Annotated in this window: 28 protein-coding genes, 1 pseudogene and 1 riboswitch; of the genes and pseudogenes, 14 read left to right on the top strand and 15 right to left on the bottom strand. The window is 38.4% G+C overall.

Features of this window, described 5'->3' with window-relative positions:
• Positions 1-8: 8 nt before the first annotated feature.
• The 6 genes and pseudogenes from IQ19_RS00850 to IQ19_RS00880 form a co-directional block, all read right to left on the bottom strand.
• Positions 9-1,283: an acetylornithine deacetylase gene (locus IQ19_RS00850; protein WP_144538978.1), complete on the bottom strand. Its 1,275-nt coding sequence runs from the start codon at positions 1,281-1,283 to the stop codon at positions 9-11.
• Positions 1,284-1,382: 99 nt separating this feature from the next.
• Positions 1,383-1,484, bottom strand: a riboswitch (TPP riboswitch).
• A gap of 176 nt (positions 1,485-1,660) precedes the next feature.
• Positions 1,661-2,245 (bottom strand): DUF6944 family repetitive protein, encoded by a 585-nt coding sequence (locus IQ19_RS00855; protein WP_144538980.1) that lies wholly within the window; start codon positions 2,243-2,245, stop codon positions 1,661-1,663.
• A gap of 81 nt (positions 2,246-2,326) precedes the next feature.
• A complete protein-coding gene (locus IQ19_RS00860) occupies positions 2,327-2,917 on the bottom strand; it encodes a DUF6944 family repetitive protein (protein WP_144538982.1) in 591 nt (196 codons plus the stop codon).
• 684 nt (positions 2,918-3,601) lie between these two features.
• Positions 3,602-4,147, bottom strand: a pseudogene (locus tag IQ19_RS00870) (N-acetyltransferase family protein).
• A gap of 225 nt (positions 4,148-4,372) precedes the next feature.
• Entirely contained in the window at positions 4,373-4,825 is a 453-nt protein-coding gene (locus IQ19_RS00875; RefSeq protein WP_144538984.1) for an SRPBCC family protein, read from the bottom strand.
• A 173-nt stretch (positions 4,826-4,998) separates the two neighbouring features.
• Positions 4,999-5,424 carry a VOC family protein gene (locus IQ19_RS00880; RefSeq protein ID WP_144538986.1) on the bottom strand — a complete coding sequence of 142 codons (426 nt, stop codon included), beginning with the start codon at positions 5,422-5,424 and terminating at the stop codon, positions 4,999-5,001.
• Between the two features lie 247 nt (positions 5,425-5,671).
• Here IQ19_RS00880 and IQ19_RS00885 point away from each other — a divergent pair, with 247 nt between their 5' ends.
• Positions 5,672-6,229, top strand: a complete 558-nt coding sequence (locus IQ19_RS00885) for a CBO0543 family protein (RefSeq protein ID WP_144538988.1) — start codon at positions 5,672-5,674, stop codon at positions 6,227-6,229.
• A 468-nt stretch (positions 6,230-6,697) separates the two neighbouring features.
• Complete coding sequence (locus IQ19_RS00890; RefSeq protein WP_144538990.1) at positions 6,698-6,916, top strand: hypothetical protein; 219 nt, start codon at positions 6,698-6,700, stop codon at positions 6,914-6,916.
• A 34-nt stretch (positions 6,917-6,950) separates the two neighbouring features.
• Here IQ19_RS00890 and IQ19_RS00895 read toward each other — a convergent pair whose 3' ends face one another.
• A complete protein-coding gene (locus IQ19_RS00895; RefSeq protein WP_199749333.1) occupies positions 6,951-7,955 on the bottom strand; it encodes a LysM peptidoglycan-binding domain-containing protein in 1,005 nt (334 codons plus the stop codon).
• A 745-nt stretch (positions 7,956-8,700) separates the two neighbouring features.
• Between IQ19_RS00895 and IQ19_RS00905 the strand changes: the two genes are divergently transcribed.
• Entirely contained in the window at positions 8,701-9,084 is a 384-nt protein-coding gene (locus IQ19_RS00905; protein ID WP_144538992.1) for a VOC family protein, read from the top strand.
• A gap of 164 nt (positions 9,085-9,248) precedes the next feature.
• On the opposite strand, the gene IQ19_RS00910 is transcribed toward IQ19_RS00905, so the two are convergent.
• Entirely contained in the window at positions 9,249-10,250 is a 1,002-nt protein-coding gene (locus IQ19_RS00910) for an LLM class flavin-dependent oxidoreductase (protein WP_144538994.1), read from the bottom strand.
• A gap of 237 nt (positions 10,251-10,487) precedes the next feature.
• On the opposite strand from IQ19_RS00910, the gene IQ19_RS27955 reads away from it, so the two are divergent.
• On the top strand, positions 10,488-10,871 hold the full coding sequence (locus IQ19_RS27955) for a hypothetical protein (protein ID WP_199749335.1): 384 nt from the start codon (positions 10,488-10,490) through the stop codon (positions 10,869-10,871).
• A gap of 60 nt (positions 10,872-10,931) precedes the next feature.
• On the opposite strand, the gene IQ19_RS00920 is transcribed toward IQ19_RS27955, so the two are convergent.
• On the bottom strand, positions 10,932-11,885 hold the full coding sequence (locus tag IQ19_RS00920; RefSeq protein ID WP_144538996.1) for a DMT family transporter: 954 nt from the start codon (positions 11,883-11,885) through the stop codon (positions 10,932-10,934).
• Positions 11,886-11,990: 105 nt separating this feature from the next.
• Here IQ19_RS00920 and IQ19_RS00925 point away from each other — a divergent pair, with 105 nt between their 5' ends.
• Both IQ19_RS00925 and IQ19_RS00930 read left to right on the top strand, forming a co-directional pair.
• Positions 11,991-12,875, top strand: coding sequence for an AraC family transcriptional regulator (locus IQ19_RS00925; protein WP_144540022.1), 885 nt, complete (start codon positions 11,991-11,993; stop codon positions 12,873-12,875).
• 114 nt (positions 12,876-12,989) lie between these two features.
• Positions 12,990-13,463 (top strand): DinB family protein, encoded by a 474-nt coding sequence (locus IQ19_RS00930; RefSeq protein WP_144538998.1) that lies wholly within the window; start codon positions 12,990-12,992, stop codon positions 13,461-13,463.
• Positions 13,464-13,590: 127 nt separating this feature from the next.
• Here the strand turns inward: IQ19_RS00930 and IQ19_RS00935 are convergent, their stop codons facing one another.
• Positions 13,591-13,803 carry a hypothetical protein gene (locus IQ19_RS00935; RefSeq protein WP_144539000.1) on the bottom strand — a complete coding sequence of 71 codons (213 nt, stop codon included), beginning with the start codon at positions 13,801-13,803 and terminating at the stop codon, positions 13,591-13,593.
• Between the two features lie 820 nt (positions 13,804-14,623).
• On the opposite strand from IQ19_RS00935, the gene IQ19_RS00940 reads away from it, so the two are divergent.
• From IQ19_RS00940 to IQ19_RS00950, 3 genes are all read left to right on the top strand, one after another.
• Positions 14,624-15,370, top strand: coding sequence for a metal ABC transporter ATP-binding protein (locus tag IQ19_RS00940; RefSeq protein WP_144539002.1), 747 nt, complete (start codon positions 14,624-14,626; stop codon positions 15,368-15,370).
• On the top strand, positions 15,370-16,227 hold the full coding sequence (locus IQ19_RS00945) for a metal ABC transporter permease (protein ID WP_144539004.1): 858 nt from the start codon (positions 15,370-15,372) through the stop codon (positions 16,225-16,227). The genes IQ19_RS00940 and IQ19_RS00945 overlap by 1 nt, the downstream gene beginning before the upstream one ends.
• A gap of 89 nt (positions 16,228-16,316) precedes the next feature.
• Positions 16,317-17,258, top strand: coding sequence for a metal ABC transporter solute-binding protein, Zn/Mn family (locus tag IQ19_RS00950; RefSeq protein WP_144539006.1), 942 nt, complete (start codon positions 16,317-16,319; stop codon positions 17,256-17,258).
• 100 nt (positions 17,259-17,358) lie between these two features.
• On the opposite strand, the gene IQ19_RS00955 is transcribed toward IQ19_RS00950, so the two are convergent.
• Positions 17,359-18,084, bottom strand: coding sequence for a ZIP family metal transporter (locus IQ19_RS00955; RefSeq protein WP_144539008.1), 726 nt, complete (start codon positions 18,082-18,084; stop codon positions 17,359-17,361).
• 156 nt (positions 18,085-18,240) lie between these two features.
• On the opposite strand from IQ19_RS00955, the gene IQ19_RS00960 reads away from it, so the two are divergent.
• Together IQ19_RS00960 and IQ19_RS28875 are read left to right on the top strand one after the other, a co-directional pair.
• Complete coding sequence (locus tag IQ19_RS00960) at positions 18,241-18,615, top strand: metal-dependent transcriptional regulator (protein ID WP_144539010.1); 375 nt, start codon at positions 18,241-18,243, stop codon at positions 18,613-18,615.
• A gap of 443 nt (positions 18,616-19,058) precedes the next feature.
• Complete coding sequence (locus IQ19_RS28875) at positions 19,059-19,184, top strand: hypothetical protein (protein WP_277875244.1); 126 nt, start codon at positions 19,059-19,061, stop codon at positions 19,182-19,184.
• 236 nt (positions 19,185-19,420) lie between these two features.
• Here IQ19_RS28875 and IQ19_RS29405 read toward each other — a convergent pair whose 3' ends face one another.
• Entirely contained in the window at positions 19,421-19,747 is a 327-nt protein-coding gene (locus tag IQ19_RS29405) for a Clp protease N-terminal domain-containing protein (protein ID WP_479684285.1), read from the bottom strand.
• Between the two features lie 218 nt (positions 19,748-19,965).
• Here IQ19_RS29405 and IQ19_RS00970 point away from each other — a divergent pair, with 218 nt between their 5' ends.
• Positions 19,966-20,508 (top strand): sugar O-acetyltransferase, encoded by a 543-nt coding sequence (locus IQ19_RS00970; RefSeq protein WP_144539012.1) that lies wholly within the window; start codon positions 19,966-19,968, stop codon positions 20,506-20,508.
• A 148-nt stretch (positions 20,509-20,656) separates the two neighbouring features.
• Here IQ19_RS00970 and IQ19_RS00975 read toward each other — a convergent pair whose 3' ends face one another.
• Positions 20,657-21,061, bottom strand: coding sequence for a hypothetical protein (locus IQ19_RS00975; protein ID WP_144539014.1), 405 nt, complete (start codon positions 21,059-21,061; stop codon positions 20,657-20,659).
• Positions 21,062-21,362: 301 nt separating this feature from the next.
• Complete coding sequence (locus IQ19_RS00980) at positions 21,363-21,590, bottom strand: hypothetical protein (protein ID WP_144539016.1); 228 nt, start codon at positions 21,588-21,590, stop codon at positions 21,363-21,365.
• An 81-nt stretch (positions 21,591-21,671) separates the two neighbouring features.
• On the opposite strand from IQ19_RS00980, the gene IQ19_RS00985 reads away from it, so the two are divergent.
• Both IQ19_RS00985 and IQ19_RS00990 read left to right on the top strand, forming a co-directional pair.
• Positions 21,672-22,484, top strand: coding sequence for a hypothetical protein (locus IQ19_RS00985; RefSeq protein WP_144539018.1), 813 nt, complete (start codon positions 21,672-21,674; stop codon positions 22,482-22,484).
• A 193-nt stretch (positions 22,485-22,677) separates the two neighbouring features.
• Positions 22,678-23,202 (top strand): sigma-70 family RNA polymerase sigma factor, encoded by a 525-nt coding sequence (locus IQ19_RS00990; RefSeq protein WP_144539024.1) that lies wholly within the window; start codon positions 22,678-22,680, stop codon positions 23,200-23,202.
• Between the two features lie 14 nt (positions 23,203-23,216).
• Here the strand turns inward: IQ19_RS00990 and IQ19_RS00995 are convergent, their stop codons facing one another.
• Entirely contained in the window at positions 23,217-24,611 is a 1,395-nt protein-coding gene (locus IQ19_RS00995) for a sigma-54 interaction domain-containing protein (RefSeq protein ID WP_144539026.1), read from the bottom strand.
• Positions 24,612-24,635 lie beyond the last annotated feature (24 nt).

The following is a 24,635-nucleotide window of genomic DNA, read 5'->3' on the forward strand; positions in this document are numbered from 1 at the left end:
TGTAACCCTTATTTTCTTGTATGGCACCATTTATAAATAAAGGACAAAATCACCTTTGTATACTGAATCAATTGTTCAATTGAAACCTGTTCATTTACTGCATGGGCATGACGCAGACTTCCAGGGCCATAAATAGCAGCGGGAATGCCTGCATCCCCAAACCAGCCTCCATCGGTGACAGTCGGTGATACATCGACTACCGCCTTTTCTTTAATGATCCTTTCATGCACGTTCATTAATGTATGTATTGCAGGATGGCTACCATCCACTTCCAATGAAGGAAAGATCTCACCGCGATCCTCTATCATCGATGAACCGCCCCACTCAAAGATAGGCGGGTTTTCCCTCAGCCAAATATCTCCCTGTGCAGCCAAATGAATGTGCTCCTCTATCTCTTTTGCCACTTGTTCATGTGTTTCATTTGGGTAAAAATGAACCGTAATCCAAAGCCTGCATTCATCCGCAATAAATGCAGCATGCCGTCCCCCTTCAATCACAGCAGGGTTAATCGTATTAGTACCGGGTGGGTATCCCGGATAGCTTTTCATGACTGCCCAATTCCGTTCAAGCTCTTGAAGCGCCTGCATAATTTTCATCATTTTTTCAATGGCACTTGCCCCAAACAGTTTTCCTCCGGCATGGATCATATCCTTTCGTGTAGCATCGTGATAGGTATTTTTGCTTTTTACAGTGATCCAGCCTGTAATGACACCGCCTTGGCCTTGAATATGCAGATCACTTGTATCAGCCACCAAAGCAAAATCGGCTTTATAGCCCCTTTTGCAGCACTCCAATGTACCCGCTTCTCCTACCTCTTCGCCAATGACAGACTGAAATGTTAAATCTCCCGGCAGCCTGATTCCGTGTTCGTGCAGAAGCTGAATGGCAAATAATGCCCCTGCCAACCCTCCTTTCATATCTGCTGCTCCCCTGCCAATTACAGAACCATCCTGAACAGTTGGCACAAATGGATCTGAAAGCCACTCCTCATCCTCATTGACTTCTGCAACATCTACATGCCCATTGATAATAAGGCTTTTAAACTGGCTGGAATAAGTCCCGTTCAGGACCCCTACTACATTGGGGTCTCCAGGATAGACATCCCATTTATCAATAACAAATCCTTTTTCCTTTAGGAAGGATGCGATAAACTGCTGGGCTTCTTCCGTATTTCTCGCAGGCGGTGCAGGTGTTTTGTAGGAAATCAGTTTGTGCAGGAGCTGGATTAGCTCATCCTGCCGCATATCCACTTCACCAATCAATTGATCCAATTTTTCTTTCATTAAAATTCACCCCACAACAATAAAAAATCCACTTCTTTGCTAAAAGAAGTGGATTTACGTTTACTTAAACATTTAGGCAATACCTAATAAAGGCTTACCATCATTTATGTACCACTTTCCTTCGCTAGCATTACCTAGTGCAGGTTCGAGGGTTAAGACAAAATGTCTCTCTCAGCTTATAAAGCACCCCTAGTGTTCAGTTATGAAATTTTCTATTTACATAGTCACATAATTTCCGATATAAATCAATATATTATTTCTTAAAAACGACAGTTGTTATTTGACCATAATAATTATTTTTTAACGATCCTGCGGAATATATGAATTCGAGCGGTGCAATTCTTCGAAATATATGGATCAAATAGGAATTTATTTCATTAAGCGGTACCTCTCTTGCTTATAGCATACGCCCCAATTGATGCCCCAATAAATTCTAACCAGCCTCCCGTCGCAAGGAGCAGTCTTTTTTGGATGCTCATTTCATCTCTTATAAGAATGCCCGCCGAGTCAAGCATGGCTGCGACCGAAATAAGACTGCTTCCAAGCACTTCAAGATTATTTAAATGATCGCTTTCCCTGTTGGCTTCTCCTGCTGCCTCTAATGCTGCTCCCATTGATTGTACAGAACTGCCCACAGAATTAAATCTTGTTATCGCTGGAGAAGGATTTTCGATCTCTATATTTGATGCTGCACTGTTAATCGTATTCCCGCCCGCTTGCATAAAACAGCCAATGATACCATAAAGATGTGAATCCTCTTCTATCTTCTCAGTTAACCTAATTCTTCCAAAACCTTGAAGACTGTTTCCCAGTGCCTGCACTGCATTCCCATCACGTATCAATTTTTTATTGATATTTTTCAAATCGGATCCTTGCATTGTTTCTCCAATTGCTGAAATGAGTGTACCTAAAACCAAAAAATAAGAGCCAAACGAAAGGTATTCTTCTCCGCTTAAATACATTTAACTCTCCTTTCTAACCATTCATTCATATTGGCTCAAAGACTGATAGTAACTGTAAACATGAGCCCGCAGTGACTAGATTTACTCTTTATCTTTTTTATCAGAAGCTTCTTGATTTTCTTCCTGAAGTTGGCCAATAACTGATAAAACAGACCCTACTGCCTGAATCCAACTCCCAATGAAGATAACTATATCACCGCTATTACCTGCATCGGCCCCCTTTTCCCTAAGGTTAATTGTGCCGCCAATTGCTTGAAGTGAATTTCCGATGGATTGAAGTAAATTACCATAAATATTATAGAGCTGCCCAGCGGCAGTCGGATCTTCAAATTCATCCCCCAAGGCAACAGCACCACCCAGTGCTTGCAGCCAATTACCTGTAATGACTAACTTCTCTTCATTCTCTTCTTCCAAATCTAAAACTAATCCAGCAATAACAGTAATGTTTCCTATAGACTGAATCTCATTACCAAGTTTTTCAAGAGAGGGCTCCCTTTGTCCATCTGCCTCAAGTGCGTTTCCTGCAGCCTGCAGAGTATTCCCAACAATATCCAGGCCCTTAAATAATTCCACTATTCTTACCGACTGAGATGGAATGCTTGAAACAGCTGAAAGTATGGTACCTATTGCTGCTATAACTGCTCCAACGATCTCTTGTACCTGATTGTCCATAACATACTCCTTAGTTGTTGTATGTTAAATTATATTCAAGACCTTTATGTGCCGATACGAACGGAGAAAACAACTAATCAACACATTAATTTATTTCATTGTCATACCGAATCTAAAAAAACAATGGGATAATAGCCTGGGACCAATAATCTTTATTAATTAAATATTTAATTAATAAAATGAAATATAATTATTCTTAAAAAAGTTAAGTACTTAATATTACTCTGTTAAATATGCCTGTTGATTTCCGCTCCAGGCGCTCGCTTTCCGCGGGCGGTCCGGGAGCCTCCTCGGCGCGAGCGCCTGTGGGGTCTCCCTATGACACGCTCCTCCCGCAGGAGTCTCGCGCCTTCCGCTCCAATCAACAGGGTGCTAAAATCAACAATAAGCTTTAACACAGCCTAATTTTAAAATAAATTTTTTCCATGGAGGGGTTGGAGTCAACAAGAGAAAAGGATTAATGGTTTATCCATAGATTAGGAGGTTTGCTTTGGTATAAAAATGATTGATATGACTAAAAGAATAATGATACACCATACTAAAAACAAATGGTCACAACCTCCCCGATATTTACTAAATAATTAATCCTTCCTTTATTTTTTGAAAAACGAACAAATTATACCAATAAACAGAAATAAAAAAGGCTGTTATTTGCAGCTCTTACATGGAGTTTACACATATCATTTATTCACAAATTCTTCCCATTAAAATGGTATTATAATAAATTCCATCAGAAAGTTTCTCGTCCTTTTTTAAAGTTCCTTCAACCTCAAAACCCAGTTTCTTATAAAGATTTATAGCCTTTTCATTTGTTTCAAGAACATTTAAAGTGATCTTCTTAATCCCATTCGAGTCTGCCCATTGAATCGACTCTATTAGAAAATTTTTGCCAATGTCAAATCCCTAGTATTCTTTTAACACACAAACGCCAAATTCCACTTTATGAGTACTTCTATTTAACTTGCTCCCTTCACATCTTGAAAATCCTGCAATTCTTCTATTCACTTCAGCAACGAGAAATAGATTACGATCACTCTCTGTATCATCGTGAATAATCTGCTTAAAGCCTGCTTCATCTATGTACGCCTCGCCTGCTTCCCGGTCCATGTTCTCCGTTTCTCCATCGATTTGTACTCTTACTTCAGACAAACAATGGGCATCTTCCTCGTTTGCCGACCTTATAATATAGTGTAAATGATTAATCGTGTATTCTTTTTGATTAATGTTCATTTTAGTTTCCTCTCTTATACTCCATTATTTCTTTAGTGGTGCAGCCAGTAAGAACAAACGGTATCAAACCTGTTAAAAAGAATTTGCTATAGATTAAAACTCCTCCCTGTCTATTCACGTTCTTTTATTCAATAGAAAGAGCCATATTCCTTCTTAGGTATGGCTCACATCAATGAAGCAGCTATTTTTTAATAACCAGCATTGATTTTTCAAAAATTCCAACTTTCAGAAAAAATTAGACAACGCTTTTCCTGTTTCCAGCAAGCTTTTCAGGCTGCTCAGAATGGCTGGCCATCCATTATTGAAACCTTCAAACGTATCCTCTTTATCCGCGATATCTGCTGGCACCAATTTTTCATGCTTAAGGGTTAGTTTTACTATTGAACCCATCTGCTTTAGTTCAAAGCTAACCACTGTAGGTTCTTCACGTAAAGTCTCGTCCTTTACATATGTCCATGTATAAGAAAGTAAATCATGTGGCACGTATTTAAGGATAGTTCCATAATCTGTAACTTTACCTTCCCGAAAATAAGTGACTTTAGATCCTTCTTGCCATTCAGATTCAATTTTGCTTCCAAAGAAATATTTTTCGGTGTATTCACTGTTTGTTAAGGCATCCCAGAGCTTTTCAGGAGTAGTGGAAATGTAAGTAACATAAACAAATGAAGTGTAAGACATTTTTTCACCCTTTCAATCGTTTTGTTTTCACATCTCATGCTTTTTTAACCTAATCTTTTTATGAACTTGGTTCTCTTATGTAAAAGTGGGTAATAAAAAGGATTTATCATTCTAAACTATATAAGGATCTATCAGATCCTATTCAACTTAGAAATTATATTAAGATTACTGTTTTAATGCTCGCCTTCCGTATAAATTTGAAAATTCACACCAAACTTATCAATTATACTGCCATATGCAGGGCTGAAGAAGGTTTCTTGGAGTGGCATGGTCACTTGACCGTCTTGCTGTAACGCGTTAAAAAATTTCTGAGATTTTTCTGGGTCGTTTGTGGAAATACAGATTGTAACTTGATTGCCTATTTGATGTGGCTGACCAGGAAAGGTATCACTAAACATTAGTTCAGTTTCGCCAACTTTTACAGTTGCGTGCATGATCCGATTCTTAGCCTCTTCGGGTACGGGATATTGAGGGTCTTCTGGTCCTTCACCAAATGTTTGTGAATATAGAACTTCCGCTTCTAATGCTTCTCTGTAAAATTGGATGGCTTCACTTGCATTTCCATTCATCACTAAGTATGGAATTAACCGTACTGTCATTATTTTCAGCTCCTAAGGTCATATTTTTCGAATTTACCATTAATTATCGGACTTCCTAATATTACCCACTTTTACATTATATTATAAAGGAACATTTGTTCGCAAGTTTTTTAGATCACTTTAAGGTATTAAACATAAAAATTTACATTTGCAATCTATACGGAATGTTGTTGTTACATAAAAAAGAAATGGATTGTATAAGATACCATTATCTAAAGGAATGCTGCTCTAGGAGTTGATTAGAAGAATGTCTTTTGAAGAAGGAATACTGCAATCGGAAAAAGCTTATGAAAAATTTGTTGAAGTGAGCTCTATGTTCTCTGATACAGTTAATCATGCATTTATATTTACTTGGCAATGGTGGCTTGGGGTAACACTATTTATCATTCCTTGGATTTTATGGTTCACTTTAAGGAAAAAGGAAAGCACCGGGCGGCTGCTGTTAGGTGGGTTTATAACCATAATATTATCAATTACGATCGATTTGGTTGCATTGTCCCTTGGTTTGTGGTCTTATCCGATGGTCATAACAACAATATCACCATTGTTATTTCTGCCTTACCACTTCTCTTTGGCTCCCGTTGCCATTATGTTCGCTCTCCAAATAAAGCCGGGAACAAATCCATTAATCAAAGGAATTATATTTTCTGCAATTGCAGCTTTTGTGGGAATGAACATTTTTGATTTAATCGATTTCTATAATCCGAAAGGGTGGTCAACATTTTATGACTTCTTTATCTTTTTAACTCTTTATTATGCAGCATACATGGTCAGCAATCTAGATAGTTTCGAAAGAGTAAAATGATCTTTAAAGAGTACCCATTAGGTATAACATGTCCTGACTACATAAACCCATTTTGAGTGATTCATATCTATAAACAGCTTACTCAATCATATGCCCCTTTTCTGAATAAACAAAAAGCTGCAAACAGCAGCTTTTATTATTAACCATCCGTTTTACAATAGCTTCTAAAGACCCCTTCAATATCTTAAAAAGCTTCTTTTAATACGTGAACATTGCGCGTTCCATGGCCGGCCAACTGGTATTTAGTTTCTTTAACGGACGAGAATAATCTTGTTCTGCTCATTATGTTTGCACCTGTCTTCTTTCTGAATGTTTAGATAGTTAAACTATACCATTTTTTATTGAAATATGGCTGATCTAACTTTTCGTTTTAAAAATTTATTAGGTCTATTTTCCACCTTCTTCCTATATTTTAAAAGAAGGATACATTTTCCTGTATCAATTTCAAATGAAATAGGGGAGACCATTATGTTTATCGTTTATTACTTAGACGGCAAGAATATCCTATTAAATCAATTACGTAAAAGTGTTCCATCCGAAGGGGAAGAAATTAAAATTAAGGGACGCAAGGGAAAAGTAACAAGCGTTCAGACGATTGAAAATCATAAAGTTCATGTGCAAGTACTATTGGAAAGCGTTAATAAAAATAAAGTTGTGCTGGACAACTCGAAAAAGAAAAAGAGGTAACGAAAAAACCCGCACTCAGCTGCGGGTTTCTCCATTAACGCAAAGTTGCTCTGATTTCCTGCATTTTTTGTCTAACTAAGGGATAAAAATTATTTTTAGCACTCGCGGTTGAATTTCCACCGAAAAATTCAGTGCCTGGACAGGTTTTAACTGCATGTCCGTGACTTTTATCCAATACTCTTTCACCAGAATTAATATCCCACCAATGATGGTATGTGATACTGTCAATGGAAGGTGTTAATCCATACTTCAGCATAAGCAAGGCTGTGACAGTTATAATGGTTTCTCTTTGTTCCACAGTCATATGGTTATCATCAAAGTTCCCGAGATTTTCAATGGCTAACGCATCCGCTTCAATGGCATGCATAGTCTCCTTATTTTGCAAACCAAACGACCCTTCCGGAGCTATGTTAAAAGGCCTGCCCACTGCCACTTTTCCATCCGGGAATGTGGTTAACTGCTGGCTGATCATACTCCAGCCCATGCCTTCAACATGATATTCTTCCATTTCCTTCATCAAAACAAAATGATTGGAACCATTAAATTGCTGATATGATGGCTGATACGTATGGTGCTGCTGTATTTTGGCCACTTTCCTCGTGAATTTTTGGTTAAAGATCCAATCTTTGAATTCCTCTCTGGTCATAAGTACATATTTCCCTTGCATAGCAAGCTTTTTAGGTGGAATCTTTAATTTTTGCCCAACATACAAATGATTCGAAGTAAGCTTATTCGCTGATTTGATTAACTGAACCGTTGAACTAAATAATTGGGCAAGCTTCCAAAGCGTATCCCCTTGAACAACTTGATACATGATCGGAACCCTTAATTTTTGTCCAACTAAGAGTAGATCAGATTGCAGCCCGTTCATTAATTTAAGATCATTTGCCGTTGTTCCATAGGTATTGGCAATTTTCCATAAATAATCCCCTGATTTCACTTCGTAAATATTTCGGGGATTATTTTGTGCATGAACAGGTGGCAAATTCATTTGAAATAATAGCGTCAAAGTAAATAAAAGAATCAGGAATCTTTTCATTTTTCAAATCCTTTCATTGGCATCATACAGTTAGACACCATTTTCGTTCTATTTCAACATTATTATTTTTTTAAAATAAATTGAAAATATCCTAGTTATTAATTGTCAAATGAATCTGCAGTACGGGAAAAAGCTTTGCTATTCCAAGCAAAGCTCTTTTACTTAACAACTAATTTTAAGAATGCCATTCCGGATAAACCTGTAATGCCAGCGCATAAACAGGCAGACATATAAAAGAGTACAGAATACCAGACCTTCCAGCCCTTATAGATCACATAACCAAAATATCTCGAAATTTGTTCGTATGCTACTGCGGATAATACCCAAATCACAAAATAAAAGAAAAACTTTCCCTTTTCTTCCGGCATAAAATTTATTTATAAAACACCAAAACAAGCTGGCAATGTTAGTTGTATCACCATATCGAATATTTGAGGGCCAGGTTCCATAAGATCGTACAAATCTAAAATATCCCCAAAGAATAAATCAGCTGAAATAGCATTTAAAGACACAATGATAAAGGTTATGTATACATCCTGCCGCGTTAATCTTTTTGGGCTAAAAACAAAAATCAAAATGCAAAGTGGTGTGTTTAATCAAGTATAAAAAATAATACTCAGAAGTGGCGGTTCCAATCAAGAAAATATTAAAGTAATGAAATAATACCCTCGAAGTAATGTTATAATTACTGTGGCATCAGGAATTATACATACTTACCATACTTTAATAAAATGGAGTGAGGAAAATGATTCAAAACGTCGGCCAAATAATGTTATACGTCAACGACCAGGATCAGGCAGTAAGATTTTGGACTGAAAAAGCGGGCTTTATTGTTATTTCCGAAGAAGATAATGGCGAAGGGATGAGAAGAATTGAAATTGCTCCTGCAAAGGAAGCAGAAACAACCTTCGTTCTGCATAATAAGGAGCTCATTGCAAAGATGGAGCCTGAATTAAACCTTGGTACACCTTCAATCATGTTTTTCACAAATGACCTCGATACACTATATCAAAACTTTAAAAGCCAAAATGTTACAAGAGGGGATATCGTAAATATGCCTAGTGGCAGAGTCTTTAATTTTGCAGACAGCGAGGAGAACTATTTTGCTGTGATGGAAAAGACGAAATAGGATCATGCACCGCCCCTAATACGGATGGTGTTTTATTTTCTAGTCAGTTTTGCAAAAATCGTCAAATTCTGATATAAATGCGAAATAAAAGTCTAATCCTGCGCTTTCCCGAGAAATGATGGACCCAAAAAAGAGTGAGGACTGATCTTCCCCACTCTCCTTTCTTATTTTCCATCTACAATTTCTTTCAAAATTTCATATGAACGTTTTTGCTTATTTTCGTCATAAATATAGGACACAGCCATGATTTCATCGACGTTGTACATATCCTGGAACTGCTTCAATTGCCACTTGACTGTTTCCTTGCTTCCCATTAGGGTTACACTGGACATCCCTTCGGCCGCTTCTTTTTCCATCGGGTTCCAAAGAGAATCCAAGTCTTCTACCGGAGGACTTAGCTTCATCTGTGTGCCTCTCACTACATTCAAGAAGAATTGCTTCATTGTTGTTGATAAAAATTCTGCTTCTTCATCGGTTTCCGCTGCAATGACATTCAAGCAAATCATCATATATGGCTTATCCAAATACTGCGATGGCTTGAATCGTGCGCGGTAAATCCGGATGGCATCTTCCATATACCTTGGTGCAAAGTGTGAAGCAAATACATATGGAAGTCCCAGCTCTGCTGCCAAATAAGCAGAATCGGTTGATGATCCAAGAATATAAATCGGAATGTTTGTTTCCACACCAGGATAGGCTTTCACATAACTTTGCTCCTCTAATGGACCAAAGTAGGTTAGCAATTGCTGGACATCCTCCGGAAAGGTATACACCGAGTCATTTTTCGAACGACGAAGCGCACTGGCCGTCATCATATCAGTACCAGGTGCTCTTCCAAGGCCAAGATCCACTCGATCCGGATAAATGGTCGCCATTGTGCCAAACTGCTCTGCAACCACCAGCGGCGCATGGTTCGGCAGCATGATTCCGCCTGATCCCACACGGATTGTATTCGTATGTTCCAATGTATGTTTGATTAAAAGAGACGTGGCAGAACTGACAAGCGTAGGCGTATTATGATGCTCCGCAATCCAATAGCGCTTATAGCCCATTTCCTCCGTTGCCTGTGCAAGATTCACAAGGTCTTCAATCGCCTGTTTGCTATCCTTCCCCTCTCGGATCGGGGCAAGGTTTAAAACCGAAACAGGAATTTGTATATTAGTCATTTTATTATCCCCTTCGTAAAGAACTGATTTTATTTTAACAACCGAAATAAATAAAAGAAAATATAATGCTTACCCATGTCCTTCTTATTAGTGAATAACAAATCGAAATTTGTTCACTCTAGGAAATAGTAGGTTAGAAAAATTAAGGAAGGAATCATCTTATGGTAAAATTGGTTATTCGGTCCATATTTATTATCCCTTGGGCTTCTTTTAGATCGATCAGCTTTACGAAGGTATATGCCAGTTGCATTATTGGCAACAGTACTGAATACTATAATGGCTCAATTGGCCTGGACATATAATTGGTGGGAATTTAAAGAATCACTTTTTAAATGGGACAAAATAGCTCCATTGTTTACTGTATACAGTATTTTCCTGGTCGGTACAATCTGGATATTTCACTTTACTTATCGTAAATTCTGGATATATATAATTGTAAATTTAATCGTTGATCTTTTTTACGGTATTGTTTTCACTAAATTTCTTAATAGCCTTGAGATAAGAGAAAACGGCAGCTTTTCACCATTATCAAATCTTCTGGCAATGACCATACTGGCTGTCCTTCTCTATTTCTACCAGATGTGGCAGGAAGGAAAAGCGGATAAGGAGCTAATAGAATAACAATAAAGTAAAAAGCTCCGGTAAGCTGATGAATCCATTAAAATGGTAAAGCCCTTCAAGTCAACTGACTTTGAAGGGCTTTTCATGATTCATGTGTTCTGCAGTCTTGGAGTGAGATTTTTTGTTTAAGGCTAGTAATAAAATCATCCCAAAAATACACACAGTTCCAACCCATTGAAAACTGCCAAACGGTTCTTTCAGCCATATGACAGTTGTGAATACGGCAGCAAGCGGCTCAAGGCTGCTCAACAGACTGGTCTCAGTAGGGGAAAGGCTCTGTAAGCTTTCGATGTAAAACCAAAAAGCAAGCATAGTTCCAAACACGATAACAAACACCAAATAGAGATAAGCTTCGAACGTCAAACTGCTGGACCCCATTTTCCACGGCGGATGAATAAAGCTCAAGGACAGCCCGCCGATCACCATCGCCCAGCCGACAACTACAAGAGAATCGTATTGCTTCAATAATGGTACTGCATATAGCGTGTAAAACGCTAACGCCACCCCGGATAAGATTCCCCACACGATAGCAGGAGCCGGTACAGAAAGCTGAGAAACAGAACCATTGGTAAGCAGAAAAAACGAACCTGCCAAAGCAAGTGAAACAGTTACAAAATCGTTCCGCGTGAACACCGTTTCCTTTCTCAAAACCAGATAAATAATAATCATCGCTGGCGCCAAATATTGCAGCAATGTAGCTACGGCGGCATTTCCATGGTTTATAGATGCCATGTACGTGTATTGAACGGCCAGCATGCCTAGAAGACCAAAGATGATTAAACGCAGCGCTGCCCGCTTATTTTTCCAAACACCAAAGACTTGCGACCGATCTTTAAGCAAAAATTGGACAGCTAAAAGCAGGACACCTGCTATCAGGAGGCGTACTGTTACAAGCCACTCAACATTGATTGCGAATTGCTGAAAAAGCTTCTGGGCAACCGTGCCGCCAACACCCCAAAACGTAGCCCCGGCTATTACAAGGAATAACCCGGTTTTCCTAGAACGTCCCTTCATGTTTCATTCCACCTTAAAATATAATAATAGTGTTATAATAATTGAAAACATGTGTAAAAAATAGCTAAATTCAATAAAAAAATATAAATATATTGAGGTGCTATGTTGCAAATAAAAAATTTCAAAGTGGATCAAAGCTTAAAAGAGCTTACGAGCCATCGTACAGTTGTAATGCCTGTTGCCTGCTATGAAACAGAGATTGCTCATAATATAAACGGCAAAATCCCCCTTCATTGGCATGAGGAAATTCAATTTGTCTTAATAAAAAAAGGGGAAGCAATGTTTCAGATAAATGAAGAAAAACGGATGGTAAGCGAAGGTGACGGGATATTTATCAACAGCGGATGCCTGCATTTGGCAGAGGATGTAAGCGGTGACTGTATTTATATTTGCTTAAATGTATCCCCCCATTTCATGCTCCCACAAGAACTATTTACAAGCAATATATATCCATACATTCAAGCGACCAATCTGCCGTACATTTACATGAATGCCTATGACCAATGGGGAAAAAACATTTTAGACAGCATGATAAAAATCAAAAGCTTGATTCAACATAAACCGCCTTTTTATGAAGTTGACATCTCCAGTCAGCTAACATTCATATGGCAGCAGTTAATCATGAACGGGTTCCAATTAGAGTATGACCGGACTGAAGTGGAAAAAAATCGGCGAATGAAGGAAATGTTGAATTGGATCCACCTTCATTATGTTGAAAAAGTCCCACTGAATGATATCGCAAGAGCGGGCCAATTGAGCAGTTCTGAATGCTGCCGCTACTTCAAGCGGATCTTAAAAACAACTCCGATAAGCTACCTAATCAATTATCGAATCCAAAAAAGCCTCATCTTGCTTCAAGATCCAGAATCTAATGTCACTGAAGTTGCCTTTAAAGTTGGATTTAACAGCACCAGTTATTTTATCAGTAAATTCCGGAAGTCGATGGATATAACACCATCAGCCTATAAAAAGGAGCGACAGGCAAAATAGATTGGTATATTATTTCTTTTAATGAATTTTTAAATTAAAAACACCCAATTGTAGGAAAAAGAAATAAGCAACGCGAAATGTTTATTAAGAGAACATTTATAAGGAGGATTATTTTTGGAACGGATTATATTTGACCATATGGAAACAGTGCGAGGAATAACTGAAAAATCTATTAAGAGAATTCCCGAAGAAATTGCTGATATTACTCCAAAAGGCTTTTACAACCATATACGATGGAACTTTGGGCATATTGCATATGTACAGGAAAAGCTTGTCTTTGAAATCATGGGTGAGGAGATGAAGACCCCTATGAAATATGAACAGTTATTTGCTGCCGGAACAAAACCAGCAGATTGGGTAGATACGCCTCCTTCCTTAACAGAAATTTCTTTCGTTTTAACTGAACAAAAATCCCGAATAAAAGAATTCCTTCAGGGACGTCTTGAGGAAAAACTGCCCAGACCATTCACAAATCGAGGCGGCATTACACTATACACAGCAGGAGAAGCATTTTTATTTAGTTTTTATCATGAAGCACTGCATATGGAAACGATTAAGCGAATATATCGGTCAGTTTCCTCTAAATAACCTGGCGTCAACAAGCAAAGCCATAGATCACTTTTATAGCTATGAATTAAATAGAAAAGAAACGATAAAGACTGTTGAGAAAAAATGCTCAACAGTCTTATCCATAAAAATTCATTTGCTTACTAGTTTACCAAGGACATCTTTTTCTGCGTCTATTATCACGTTCAAAAATGCCTAATACATCGTCATCGTCTCTTCTTCGTCTTCTTCTATCATCCTCGATAACTATTACCTTATCTGCACGGATAATCACTTTATCCACATCCAGAACTCTTCTTCTGTCATCACGATCAAAAATACCTGCTACATCGTTGTCATCGAATCTTCTTCTGCACGACATCTCTTTCACCTCCTTGTCCCTTATACTTTTAAAATATGCTCGTTCTACAAAAAGGAGTGGACAAGAATACTAATGAATTGGTTTGTTTATAGAATCTATGAGAACCTTCATTTTGATTAAGAGAATGTTTTATGTAATAGTGATAAATCCAAGGTCTCCTAGTAAATCCTAGAATACTACTTAGAAAATAAGTCTTCAAAATAAGAGGGTGGTCCCAGAAATCAGCTGGAACCACCTTAAAATAATTAATATTTTTACAAATTTACATATAAATGTGTATTTTCACTTACTGGTTCCACGAACGGTAAGCCACATAATCGGCTTTTGGCCGATAAATCATTAGATTTGGCCGATAAACCTTCAAATTTGGCCGTTAAACGAAATCTAAATCTAGCATCAAGGCTGCTCTGTTGCTAGTCCCAAGATTGGAAGGCAGAGAAATCATTGTTTGACTGATAATTTTTAATTCGCTTCAGGAGATTTCATGTATTCGGCCACTAAATTCCCGTTTCTCCCTAATTTCACCATTAAGATCTTCGAAAACAAGAAATTGGTGCTTTAAAATTTTCTTTCCCCCCTCCAGCCTCTCTAAGAACCCATGTCCAGCCCTTCTCACGTCTGAATTAAGCCCATTTAAAGTTCTCAGTCAATTATAAAAAGCAACTTTTTTAGTGTTGACATTGTTTATCAATTGCATATAATTTGCATTAAGGCAAAATTTTTTTATTGATCTATAATTCTTGTCCAAAGGACGATTACTTGATTATACGCAATTAAAATGACCAGCTGAAAAAATGGAAAAATAAAGGAGAGAACAAAAATGAAGGGTCCAGCTATCTCCATACAAGATTTGCATGTTTCCTATTATGGAAATGAAGCTGTAAAAGGAGTAAGCCTATCTGTTGAAACTGGTAATTTGGTGGGCATTATCGGGCCAAACGGCGCAGGAAAATCGACTTTTTTAAAAGCCATGCTGAATCTCATACCAAAGGATAAAGGCGATGTAAAAGTGATGGGTAGAACGATCAAAGAAGTACGCAAAAGAATCGCCTATGTTCCACAGCGAAATGACATAGATTGGGATTTTCCGATCACGGTCCTTGATGCGGTTCTCATCGGAACTTATCCGCATTTAAAGCTGTTCCGCCGTCCAAAGAAAAAAGATAAAGAATGGGCAATGCAATGTCTTCAGCGTGTTGGAATGCAAGATTTTAGCAAGAGGCAAATTGGTGAATTATCAGGCGGGCAGCAGCAGCGTGTCTTTCTGGCAAGAGCCCTCGCCCAGCAAGCAGATCTGTTTTTTCTTGATGAACCGTTTGTAGGAGTTGATGTATCCAGTGAAGAAACCATTGTGAAAATTTTGAAAGAACTTTGCAGGCAAGGAAAAACGGTTATTGTTGTACACCACGACCTAAGCAAAGCGAATGATTATTTCAATCAGCTAATCCTCTTAAATAAAGAATTAATAGGTTTTGGGACAGTTGAAGAGGTGTTTAAGCCTGAGGTCATTAAAAAAGCTTACAAGGGGCAATTTGCGTTTATGAATGAGATTGGAGTGTCGTTATAATGGCCTTTATTGAAGCGGTAATGCAATATGGTTTTCTGCAAAAAGCGTTATTAACATCGGTTATGGTTGGGATTATCTGCGGAGTCATTGGCTGTTTCATCATCCTCAGAGGAATGGCTCTCATGGGAGATGCCATTTCACATGCGGTACTGCCAGGTGTAGCCATCTCCTATATGCTGGGTATTAACTTCTTTTTTGGGGCAGTTTTTAGTGGAGTTTTAACGGCAATTGCCATTGGATTTGTATCCCAGAACAGCCGGATAAAGCATGATACATCTATTGGGATCATGTTCACAGCGGCATTTGCTTCAGGAATTATTATTATTACGATGCTAAAAAGCAGTACAGACTTATACCATATTTTATTTGGAAATGTGCTGGCTGTAAGATCATCAGATATGTGGATCACACTGGGCATCAGCCTAATTGTAATAGCAGCTGTTTATCTCTTTTACAAAGAACTATTGGTTACATCGTTTGATGAAACAATGGCCGCAGCCTATGGCTTGCCAGTTCGCTTCATTCACTATTTCCTAATGACTCTTTTGACGATGGTTACCGTTGCATCCCTCCAGACAGTAGGCATTGTGTTGGTTGTTGCCATGTTGATTACACCTGCTGCGGCGGCTTATCTGTTAACCGAGCGGCTGTGGGTAATGATATTCCTTGCAGCAGGCATCGGGGTGGTTTCATCTATTGTTGGACTTTACTTTAGTTTCACCTACAACCTAGCTTCGGGCGCAACGATTGTCATGGCCGCTACTTCTATATTCGTACTCGTTTTCTTATTCTCACCTAAGCATGGATTAGTTTGGAAAACGCTGAGAGTAAAGAAGAAAAGAGCTTCATTAGTTTAATTTTAATATAGCTGTTTTTAATCTATGAGAAAACAGCCTTTAGAAAAGAGCCTTTAAAAAAATTTAAAAATAACTAGGGGGAAAACCGAATGTTTAAAAAAGGATTTCTTTTATTAGCCTCATCTCTTCTGGCCGTGTTATTACTGGCAGCTTGCAGCAATGAAAAAAGTAGCACATCTGCCAGCGAAGATGGAAAAGTTCAAGTTGTTACGACCTACTCGATTGTATTTGACATTGTTAAAAATGTAGGCGGAGATTTAGTCGAGATTCATAGTTTAGCACCTATTGGCTCCAATCCGCACGAATATGACCCGCTTCCTGAAGATGTCCAAAAAACAACGGATGCAGATGCAGTATTTTATAATGGCCTGAATTTGGAAGCCGGCAACTCATGGTTCAATAAGCTTATGGAAACTGCTGGAAAAGACGGCGAAGATGCTCCTGTCTTCCTTATGAGCAAAGGTGTGGAAGCAATGCACTTAACAACAAAGGGCAAAGAAAGCGAAGAAGATCCACATGCATGGCTGGATATACGAAATGGAATCAAATACGCGGAAAATGCGAGAGACGGACTAATCAAGGTAGATCCTGACAATAAAGAGGTTTATGAGAAAAATGCAGAAGCCTATATCGCTGAACTTCAAGAACTGCATGACAAAGCGGTCAAACAATTTAAAGAGATTCCGGAAAAAGAACGTGTGCTTGTAACGAGTGAAGGCGCTTTTAAATATTTCAGCGAAGCCTATGGATTCCAGGCGGAATATATCTGGGAGATCAATCAGGAAAACCAGGGAACACCAGAACAAATTACAAGAATTGTAGATATTATCAATGAAAAAGGAATTACCGGACTATTCCTGGAAACAAGCATTGATGCTCGAAGCATGGAAGCTGTATCTGATGAAACCAATGTTCCTATCATGGGTAAAGTTTTTACAGACTCATTGGCAAAGCCAGGTGAAGACGGCGATACGTATATCTCCATGATGGAGTGGAATATTAAAACCATTAAAGAAGGCTTGACTAAGTAACCAATAGCAAAAAAAACTGGATAAAACCAAAGACACCTCTTCCTTTTGGAGAGGTGTCAATTTTCATAATAAAAAGGTTATGCCAGAAGTACCAAGCCATTTATCTGAACCATTCAGTTAAAATCACCATTGAGAGAAACCCAATAATAAAAGCCAATGTAGACGCTCTCTCATTCCCATCCCCATGGCTTTCAGGGATTAATTCTTTATAAACTACAAAGAGCATTGAGCCTGCCGCAAAAGCAAGTCCATAAGGAATAATATGTTCAAAGGATCCGCCAAATAACACCCCTATTAATCCAGCACATAATTCAATCACTCCTGTCAGGGCTGCGAAAAGAATGGCTTTTACCCTGCTGACATTCTGTGTAACTAAAAATAATGCAACCAAAAATCCGTCTGGGACATTTTGAAGCCCTATAGCAAAAGCTACGAGCGGGCCCAGATCCTGGCTGCTGCTTACATTGCTTATTCCGACTGACAGACCTTCTGGCAAATTATGCAGTGACATCGCTATTAAAAACAATATGACAACACTTGAATGCCCCGTTGAACGTTTGGAATTGTCCAAATCCACATGTGGGATAAAACTTTCCAGCAAGGTTAAAACCAGGGTTCCCATTAAAATTCCAATCACCAGAACAGTAAGATTCGATAGCTTAATAGCAGATGGAATTAATCCATAAGCCGACGCTGCAACCATAATCCCTGCCGTATAGGCCAGTAAAACGTCCTTCCCTTTATGGGAAACATTTTTTATTAACAGAATAGGCAGTGCTCCTAGGCCTGTACAAAGTGAAGAAAAAAGAATTGGAAACAATGACATGGAAATCCTCCAGGATCTTATTAGTTCATCATATGTTTGATTTCATTGAACATGCATCCAGTTCCCTAACTTCTCTATAAAATCCTCAAAACAAATACTAGTTAAAGAATGCTCATCCTTTCCACTCTTTTAATAAAAGAAATGAAGGTGAATGTATTGGAGCCAAAGAGTATAAAAAAATATATTATTGAGATCTATAAATTAGAAAGAAAATATGGACATGCGACCATATCAGATATTGCTGGATTACTTAATGTGACCGTTTCGTCTGCTTCAAAAATGGTTGCAAAACTTAAAAAACAAGATTTTGTAAACTTCAAACCATACAGAACTGTGACTTTGACAAAAAAAGGATTAGAAATTGGAAATCAGCTAGAAAATACCAATAAAATCTTAGTTGAATTTTATAAATATATTGGGATCGAAGAAGAAAAGATCCCACAAGAAGTGAAAGAAATTGAGGTTTATATTAATCCTGAAGTAGTGACAAAGATTAAAAGATTCCTGGAGACAAAAGTAAAAAACGCCTGAAAGGAACCTTTTTCCAGCCACGAACCGTTGTGGAATGCACACAAAAAGATAAAACGTATTTCTCCTATAGCAATAGTGAATGCCGTTCCACTGAAAAGACAGACTAACCCTGCAACAAAAGAAAATTGCGGCCATTGATTCAGCGTTTTTGCATCCATCCTCCGCAGCATACCTCCACTTGAGATGATTACAAAGCTGATGAAAGGAACCCAATAAACGGCATAAAAGAATGCCCCTAAGGAGAGGAAACACCTCTATTGGGACATTCTTTTACTTTTGATTTAAGTGATCATCCTCAATCTGTTCAAGAATTTGTGGCAATACCTTCTCTAAATGCAAACCCTGCCTTATTTTTTTATTGCAATCATTTCACTATATTCCTAACCACCGAATAATACTCCTCTCTTTGTACAAAATACTGATGTTCAAAAGGAGGTGTTTATATGCCTAATTTAAATGATAACAAGTTCAGAAAAATTCAATCTGAAAGCCAAAAGCAAGGAAAATCGATGGAAGAATATGCTGCTGAACTTGAAATGAACAAATTGAAGAGTCAGAAAAGAAAGTAATCAGCCAAATTATGTTCGACGGCAGGAAGCTCGTTCCTGCCTTTTATCCTTCTCCTGATTGAATCAAACTGAAGGAAACACCACAGCATTACAAGCTATTCCATAAAATTCAATCGGTCTGGCTCCCCCTATAATGGCATACTCGTAACCTATTTCTATCATCTCTCTTAAACAATGATGCAGCAGGTCATAGCCAATCCCTTTATCCCTGTTGGATGTCGCCACACACACCGGCCCTAATTAGCATTTCTTATTCTGATAAACATCAAATGCAGCAAATCCAAGTATGTTTTCATCAGAATCAAACACAAGATAGATGGAAGGATCACAGAGATTACTGCTTCCGTGACGGGGAAGTTGAAAAGATCATTTTTTAATTGTTTTGCATTTATATTCTGAACGTGTTTTCTTAAAGATGTTTTATCTGTGCTGCATTTTAGGACTATTTCACCCATTATCCCCGTTTTTTTATGGAAGCATGCAATAAACAAATGGATGGGCTGCAGCACTCTAGAATTTGATCGTCGGGCTTTAGCTTCAGCGTGTTTCATGATTCTTTGCATTCTGTCAGTGAAATGAATATGGTTGAATGACTCAGATTCGTCCTCCCCTTGTCAACCCATTTACCATATTACACTATAAATGGAACGTTTTGATTACCTTCAATTACAACAAAATGCCCTTAAAGGAATAAACCTAACTTCAATCTGTTGGCTTTTTTGACCTCAAAGAAGGATACATCCTTAAAGCGTCGTATTTTAAAAATAACAAAGGAAGGAGAATGGGGATGGAGAAGAAAGAAAGATTGTATTACAAACGGGATACGGAGGAACTGAAAAAGAAAAACATCCGTGCCCACAAGCTGGTTCATGAATTCAATCATTGCCCAATAGAAGATTCAGCTAAAAAAAAGGAAATAATTAATGAGTTGTTTGGAAGTGCAGGATTAAATCCGAGCATTGAACATAATTTCCATTGTGATTTGGGCTATAACATTCATGTGGGCGACCATTTCTATGCAGGTTATAACTGTACAATACTAGATATGACAGAAGTAAGGATTGGGAACAACTGTATGATTGGCCCGAATGTTGGTCTATACACGGCTGGCCATTCCATTGAGCCGAAAGGTCGAAACAAAAGTGGTTATGCGGTTCCCATTATCATAGGAGATGATGTATGGATAGGCGGCAGCTCAGTGATCTTGCCAGGCATCACCATTGGAGATAACTCCATTGTGGCCGCTGGTTCCGTTGTGACGAAAGATGTGCCTGCTAATACGATTGTGGCGGGGAATCCAGCGAAGATACTTAAAAGCATTTAACTTATAGACGCTTTTATCCAATAAAATAATTTAAAACGCATGGAAGATTTATTGATAATCCATGCGTTTTTCTCAGCTGAATTTAATTCCGATAAGCATTTTATCAGGAGCTGTCCCTCTGTGATATTAGATCAACTATCAAACGTTGTTACCCCACAGCTAAATCACTTAAATGACTTTCCAGTCCAGCCTTAAGTTTAAGTGATTCGTTTAACAAATTAGAGTGGATGGCAAATGATGCTTCATCTCCTCTTTCAAGGTCCTGATCGATCTTAAATTGCAAATAGTTTATCCTCAAGTCAATGTCAATTAAAGATATTATTTGTTCGTTCATTAAATACAGCTCTAAATCTTCCATAGCCATAAAAAAGGCATGTTGTTCATTTATCACCACGAAAACATACCAGCCTTTCGCCATCGTAAATTTACGTTCAGGAGTGACTTCAATTAGATCTCCTTTTTGGATTGTAATCGAGAATGCATGATAAGCATCAGGACAAAAACAATCAATATCATGTTGAAATATTTTCATAGCAATATAATGTTCATTCATATTCTTCTCTCCTCTAATTTACTTAAAAAAGTATGTATTCTTTAAGACTATTAACTTCCAGCAGATTCGATATCCTCTAATCCGCAACAAGGGCACTGGGAGGAGCAGCATTCATCCTCTGCCTCTACAATAAAGCCACACCATTCACAAACATAGATTTTAGTCGTCTTATACCCCTCCCAAAGATGTTTTTTATATGTAACCTTTTAAGTGAAAATTATTATCATTACCTAAAATCAGTTTAATTGAAAATGATTATCATTGTCAAGGGTGTAAGAAGACTGCTGCTACTCTTTTGGCGTTAGCTTAAATCATATAACATCCTCAGTTCTCTTTTTATAAATGCCGTCCTGAATTTGGTGACATTTGTTTGTTTAACAGTTTCATGAAGACCTTTTTCATTGCACTGATTCCATTTTCCAGCTTTATGAACCTCTGATGGCGACCTTTTTCTTCGTTCCGCTCCATTTTTGAGTTCATAGAAACTCTTCTCCTGTAAAATAGATCCCTCTACCCACTTGTTCACCATTTCGACACAATCCCACATAAACCACCCTGACCTTTCCCTTCCCTCAACTGTATATAGAAGGTGAAAGGGTGGTGCGTTTTAATGAATTTAAAATCAGGCAGTGTTGACCAGTTTGAACAATTTTCCCAGTTTAATAACCTACAGGAATTTAATGTCCATTTAGAGATGTGGCTTGCGGTGAATAAGGAGAAGTTTTCGAAGGGTGAGCTTGTGGGCCTAAAGCGGCTGGCGCGTTTTGCAGCCAAAGTTCCCGGTGTATCCAATGCAAAGATTGGAACAGTGTTAAAAGCAATCCACGAAGAATACAGCGGAAACGGAATTTCCCGCTCCACCTTTAAAAGGATGATCGTAAAAGCATCCGAGTTAGGCATATTCACAGTTCATGAAACGGAAAGAAAGAACGGTTCTCAGTCCAGCAACTTATACATATTCAATCGCTTTCCCAAGATTGAACCACCTAAGGAGAAAAAAATGGACCACCATAATAAAACAATTAATCTTTCTAAAACTAATAAAAATCAAAAGAATAATAAACGTAACGAAACCGGCCTCGACTACACATATACTAGCGATCGTGTTCCGAATGCTTTCGTTGATGCTGTGAAGTACTTTTTCCCTGAAGCAAAGTCAATCGAGGAATTTTGGAGAATGACAACTATTGCAGCCTACCGCAATAATCGTGAACAAGATAAGACCCAGGTACTGGACACAGCCATTCATTCCTTTAAGCAGCTAATAGGGAAAATGAAATCAAGGATAATAGCCAAGCCAATCGCCTACTTTTACGGAATTCTGAATAAAAAATTCGAAGAACTTTACTTTGAAGATCTATTAGATATGGGCTTTTCATTGAATAACGATCAATCCTATATGGGCTTTTTCTACAAAAAATAAAAAAAGTGAATTTTTCTCGAAAATCGGCGAGTTAGCCCCTTCTTTCGGGGAGTTTGGTACCCAAACTCGGGAGTTTAGGGGGTAAACTCCCCGAAACTCGACTTTTTTTCGATTCGCAAAAAAATCGTTTTCCCGCTATGTTAAAGCTACCCGGGAATACTTAGAGCGCGCGCTTTCCTGAAGGGACACAAACATGGAAAGCTTTGAACAGACAGCAGCACAATTTGATCCAATGATACACAAAATCATGAACAGTCTGAACATTTATAAAAACAGAGATGAATTCTATCAGCTGGGGTTAATTACACTCTGGAACGTTTGGAAAGTCCATGATCCAGAGAAAGGTCCTTTCTTTTCATATGCCTATGGTTTTGTAAAAGGGAAAATGATGAACGAATTAACAAAACAAGCAAACCATAAGGCTCGTTACGCAAATCCTAAGGAAGAATTCTGGGAAGTCATCGAGGAAGCTGTTGAGGATTCGCAGGAATTAAGCACTACCGACCTGCTTCATGATTTGTTAAAAAGCTGCAGAACTTTATCAGAAAATCAAAGAAAATGGCTGAAGTATACCTTATGTGATCAACTGACAGTCAGGGAAATTGCAGATAAAGAACAAGTCTCCCTGTCAGCAGTCAAAAACTGGCGCCAGGGAGCCCGGGAGAAATTAAAATCAATCTATGATAATAGCGGCAAATTAAGCACTCTCATTTCATAACAGCCGCTCTAATATCAAATACCAAACACCTTACATTTATCGTAAAATTTTGTTTTTCCAATGCCAAGCAGTTTAGCTGCTTCCAGTTTATTTCCGTCCGTAACATGCAATGCATGCAGAATTGCTTTTTTTTCTGCTTTTTCAATTGTATCTTTTAATAGCTCTACAACGGCTGCAGATGACTTATGAGCAATGGAATCATTTGAATCCTGATCTCCTCTCTTTACCTCTTGGTCTGCAATATAAAGCGGCAGGTGTGATACTTGGATTTCGGAGCCATCGACCACATTGATGGCTCTTTCGAGGACATTCTCCAGCTCACGTACATTACCAGGCCATTTGTGGGCTGCCAATTTTTCAATCGCTTCAGGAGAAATCGCCGTGCCGTTTCGGTAAAATTTCCTCTCAAGCTTGTGCAATAGACTTTTCGCAATCAGCTCGATATCTTCTTTCCTTTTTCTTAATGGCGGAAGCTCGATATTAATCACATTTAGCCGGTAATATAAATCCTGCCGGAATGATCCGTCTTCAACCATTTGAATCAAATCACGGTTGGTCGCAGCAATGATTCTGACATCAACTGGTATCGCCTTCTGCCCGCCAACGGGCTGAATCTCTTTTTCCTGCAGCGCTCTTAATAATTTGCTTTGCATGGACAGCGGCATTTCCCCAATTTCATCGAGAAAGATCGTTCCTTTGTCAGCCACTTTAAAAAAGCCTTCTTTCCCGCCTTTCACGGCGCCAGTAAAAGCTCCTTCATCATATCCAAAAAACTCGGACTCAAACAATGATTCCGGGATAGATGCACAGTTCACAGGCACAAACGGAAAATGGCTCCGCATGCTGCTGTGATGAATGGCGTGAGCAAACAGTTCTTTGCCCGTTCCTGACTCACCTGTGATTAAAATGGAAGAATCACTTCCGGCAACCTTCTCCCCCATTCGTTTTGCCGCGGCGAAAAGAGGGCTCTTTCCAACCAGATCTTCAAATGTATACTTACTTTTCAGTTCATTGATTGCCTTATTTTTATAAAAGTTCAATTCTTCCATCAGGTTATTCATTTTATTTTTGAAATGCCTGAGGTTATCCGGGTCCGGAAACATCACGGTCCCTAAAGCACCTACTAATTCTCCATTAATAACAATTGGATAGCGGTTTGCAATCATAACGCTGCCGTTAATTGGCTGGAGGTCCTCAAGCTCTTTTTTGCCTGTTTTCGCGACAATATGCATCCGCGTATTCATAATGACATCCTGAGCCGGCCGCCCAATTGCTTCCTCGTAAGACATTCCCAGGAATTCACAATATCCTGAATCTATATAAACAATGATTCCTTCGTGATTAACGACCACAATCCGTTCAATGCTTAAAGAAATAATCTCCTCTAACCACTCATAAGGAAGCTTCATACCAAAACACCCCAATCCAAAGCC

This window comes from Cytobacillus oceanisediminis (genome assembly GCF_007830235.1).
GTDB classification, from domain to species: Bacteria; Bacillota; Bacilli; order Bacillales; family Cytobacillaceae; genus Cytobacillus; species Cytobacillus oceanisediminis.

What these genes read in the sequence shown, in the direction of transcription:
- IQ19_RS00850 (WP_144538978.1), bottom strand. Translation starts at nt 1,283, where the DNA reads ATGAAAGAAAAATTGGATCAATTGATTGGTGAAGTGGATATGCGGCAG.
- IQ19_RS00855 (WP_144538980.1), bottom strand. Translation starts at nt 2,245, where the DNA reads ATGTATTTAAGCGGAGAAGAATACCTTTCGTTTGGCTCTTATTTTTTG.
- IQ19_RS00860 (WP_144538982.1), bottom strand. Translation starts at nt 2,917, where the DNA reads ATGGACAATCAGGTACAAGAGATCGTTGGAGCAGTTATAGCAGCAATA.
- IQ19_RS00875 (WP_144538984.1), bottom strand. Translation starts at nt 4,825, where the DNA reads ATGTCTTACACTTCATTTGTTTATGTTACTTACATTTCCACTACTCCT.
- IQ19_RS00880 (WP_144538986.1), bottom strand. Translation starts at nt 5,424, where the DNA reads ATGACAGTACGGTTAATTCCATACTTAGTGATGAATGGAAATGCAAGT.
- IQ19_RS00885 (WP_144538988.1), top strand. Translation starts at nt 5,672, where the DNA reads ATGTCTTTTGAAGAAGGAATACTGCAATCGGAAAAAGCTTATGAAAAA.
- IQ19_RS00890 (WP_144538990.1), top strand. Translation starts at nt 6,698, where the DNA reads ATGTTTATCGTTTATTACTTAGACGGCAAGAATATCCTATTAAATCAA.
- IQ19_RS00895 (WP_199749333.1), bottom strand. Translation starts at nt 7,955, where the DNA reads ATGAAAAGATTCCTGATTCTTTTATTTACTTTGACGCTATTATTTCAA.
- IQ19_RS00905 (WP_144538992.1), top strand. Translation starts at nt 8,701, where the DNA reads ATGATTCAAAACGTCGGCCAAATAATGTTATACGTCAACGACCAGGAT.
- IQ19_RS00910 (WP_144538994.1), bottom strand. Translation starts at nt 10,250, where the DNA reads ATGACTAATATACAAATTCCTGTTTCGGTTTTAAACCTTGCCCCGATC.
- IQ19_RS27955 (WP_199749335.1), top strand. Translation starts at nt 10,488, where the DNA reads ATGCCAGTTGCATTATTGGCAACAGTACTGAATACTATAATGGCTCAA.
- IQ19_RS00920 (WP_144538996.1), bottom strand. Translation starts at nt 11,885, where the DNA reads ATGAAGGGACGTTCTAGGAAAACCGGGTTATTCCTTGTAATAGCCGGG.
- IQ19_RS00935 (WP_144539000.1), bottom strand. Translation starts at nt 13,803, where the DNA reads ATGTCGTGCAGAAGAAGATTCGATGACAACGATGTAGCAGGTATTTTT.
- IQ19_RS00940 (WP_144539002.1), top strand. Translation starts at nt 14,624, where the DNA reads ATGAAGGGTCCAGCTATCTCCATACAAGATTTGCATGTTTCCTATTAT.
- IQ19_RS00945 (WP_144539004.1), top strand. Translation starts at nt 15,370, where the DNA reads ATGGCCTTTATTGAAGCGGTAATGCAATATGGTTTTCTGCAAAAAGCG.
- IQ19_RS00950 (WP_144539006.1), top strand. Translation starts at nt 16,317, where the DNA reads ATGTTTAAAAAAGGATTTCTTTTATTAGCCTCATCTCTTCTGGCCGTG.
- IQ19_RS00955 (WP_144539008.1), bottom strand. Translation starts at nt 18,084, where the DNA reads ATGTCATTGTTTCCAATTCTTTTTTCTTCACTTTGTACAGGCCTAGGA.
- IQ19_RS28875 (WP_277875244.1), top strand. Translation starts at nt 19,059, where the DNA reads ATGCCTAATTTAAATGATAACAAGTTCAGAAAAATTCAATCTGAAAGC.
- IQ19_RS29405 (WP_479684285.1), bottom strand. Translation starts at nt 19,747, where the DNA reads ATGCAAAGAATCATGAAACACGCTGAAGCTAAAGCCCGACGATCAAAT.
- IQ19_RS00970 (WP_144539012.1), top strand. Translation starts at nt 19,966, where the DNA reads ATGGGGATGGAGAAGAAAGAAAGATTGTATTACAAACGGGATACGGAG.
- IQ19_RS00975 (WP_144539014.1), bottom strand. Translation starts at nt 21,061, where the DNA reads ATGAATGAACATTATATTGCTATGAAAATATTTCAACATGATATTGAT.
- IQ19_RS00980 (WP_144539016.1), bottom strand. Translation starts at nt 21,590, where the DNA reads ATGGTGAACAAGTGGGTAGAGGGATCTATTTTACAGGAGAAGAGTTTC.
- IQ19_RS00985 (WP_144539018.1), top strand. Translation starts at nt 21,672, where the DNA reads ATGAATTTAAAATCAGGCAGTGTTGACCAGTTTGAACAATTTTCCCAG.
- IQ19_RS00990 (WP_144539024.1), top strand. Translation starts at nt 22,678, where the DNA reads ATGGAAAGCTTTGAACAGACAGCAGCACAATTTGATCCAATGATACAC.
- IQ19_RS00995 (WP_144539026.1), bottom strand. Translation starts at nt 24,611, where the DNA reads ATGAAGCTTCCTTATGAGTGGTTAGAGGAGATTATTTCTTTAAGCATT.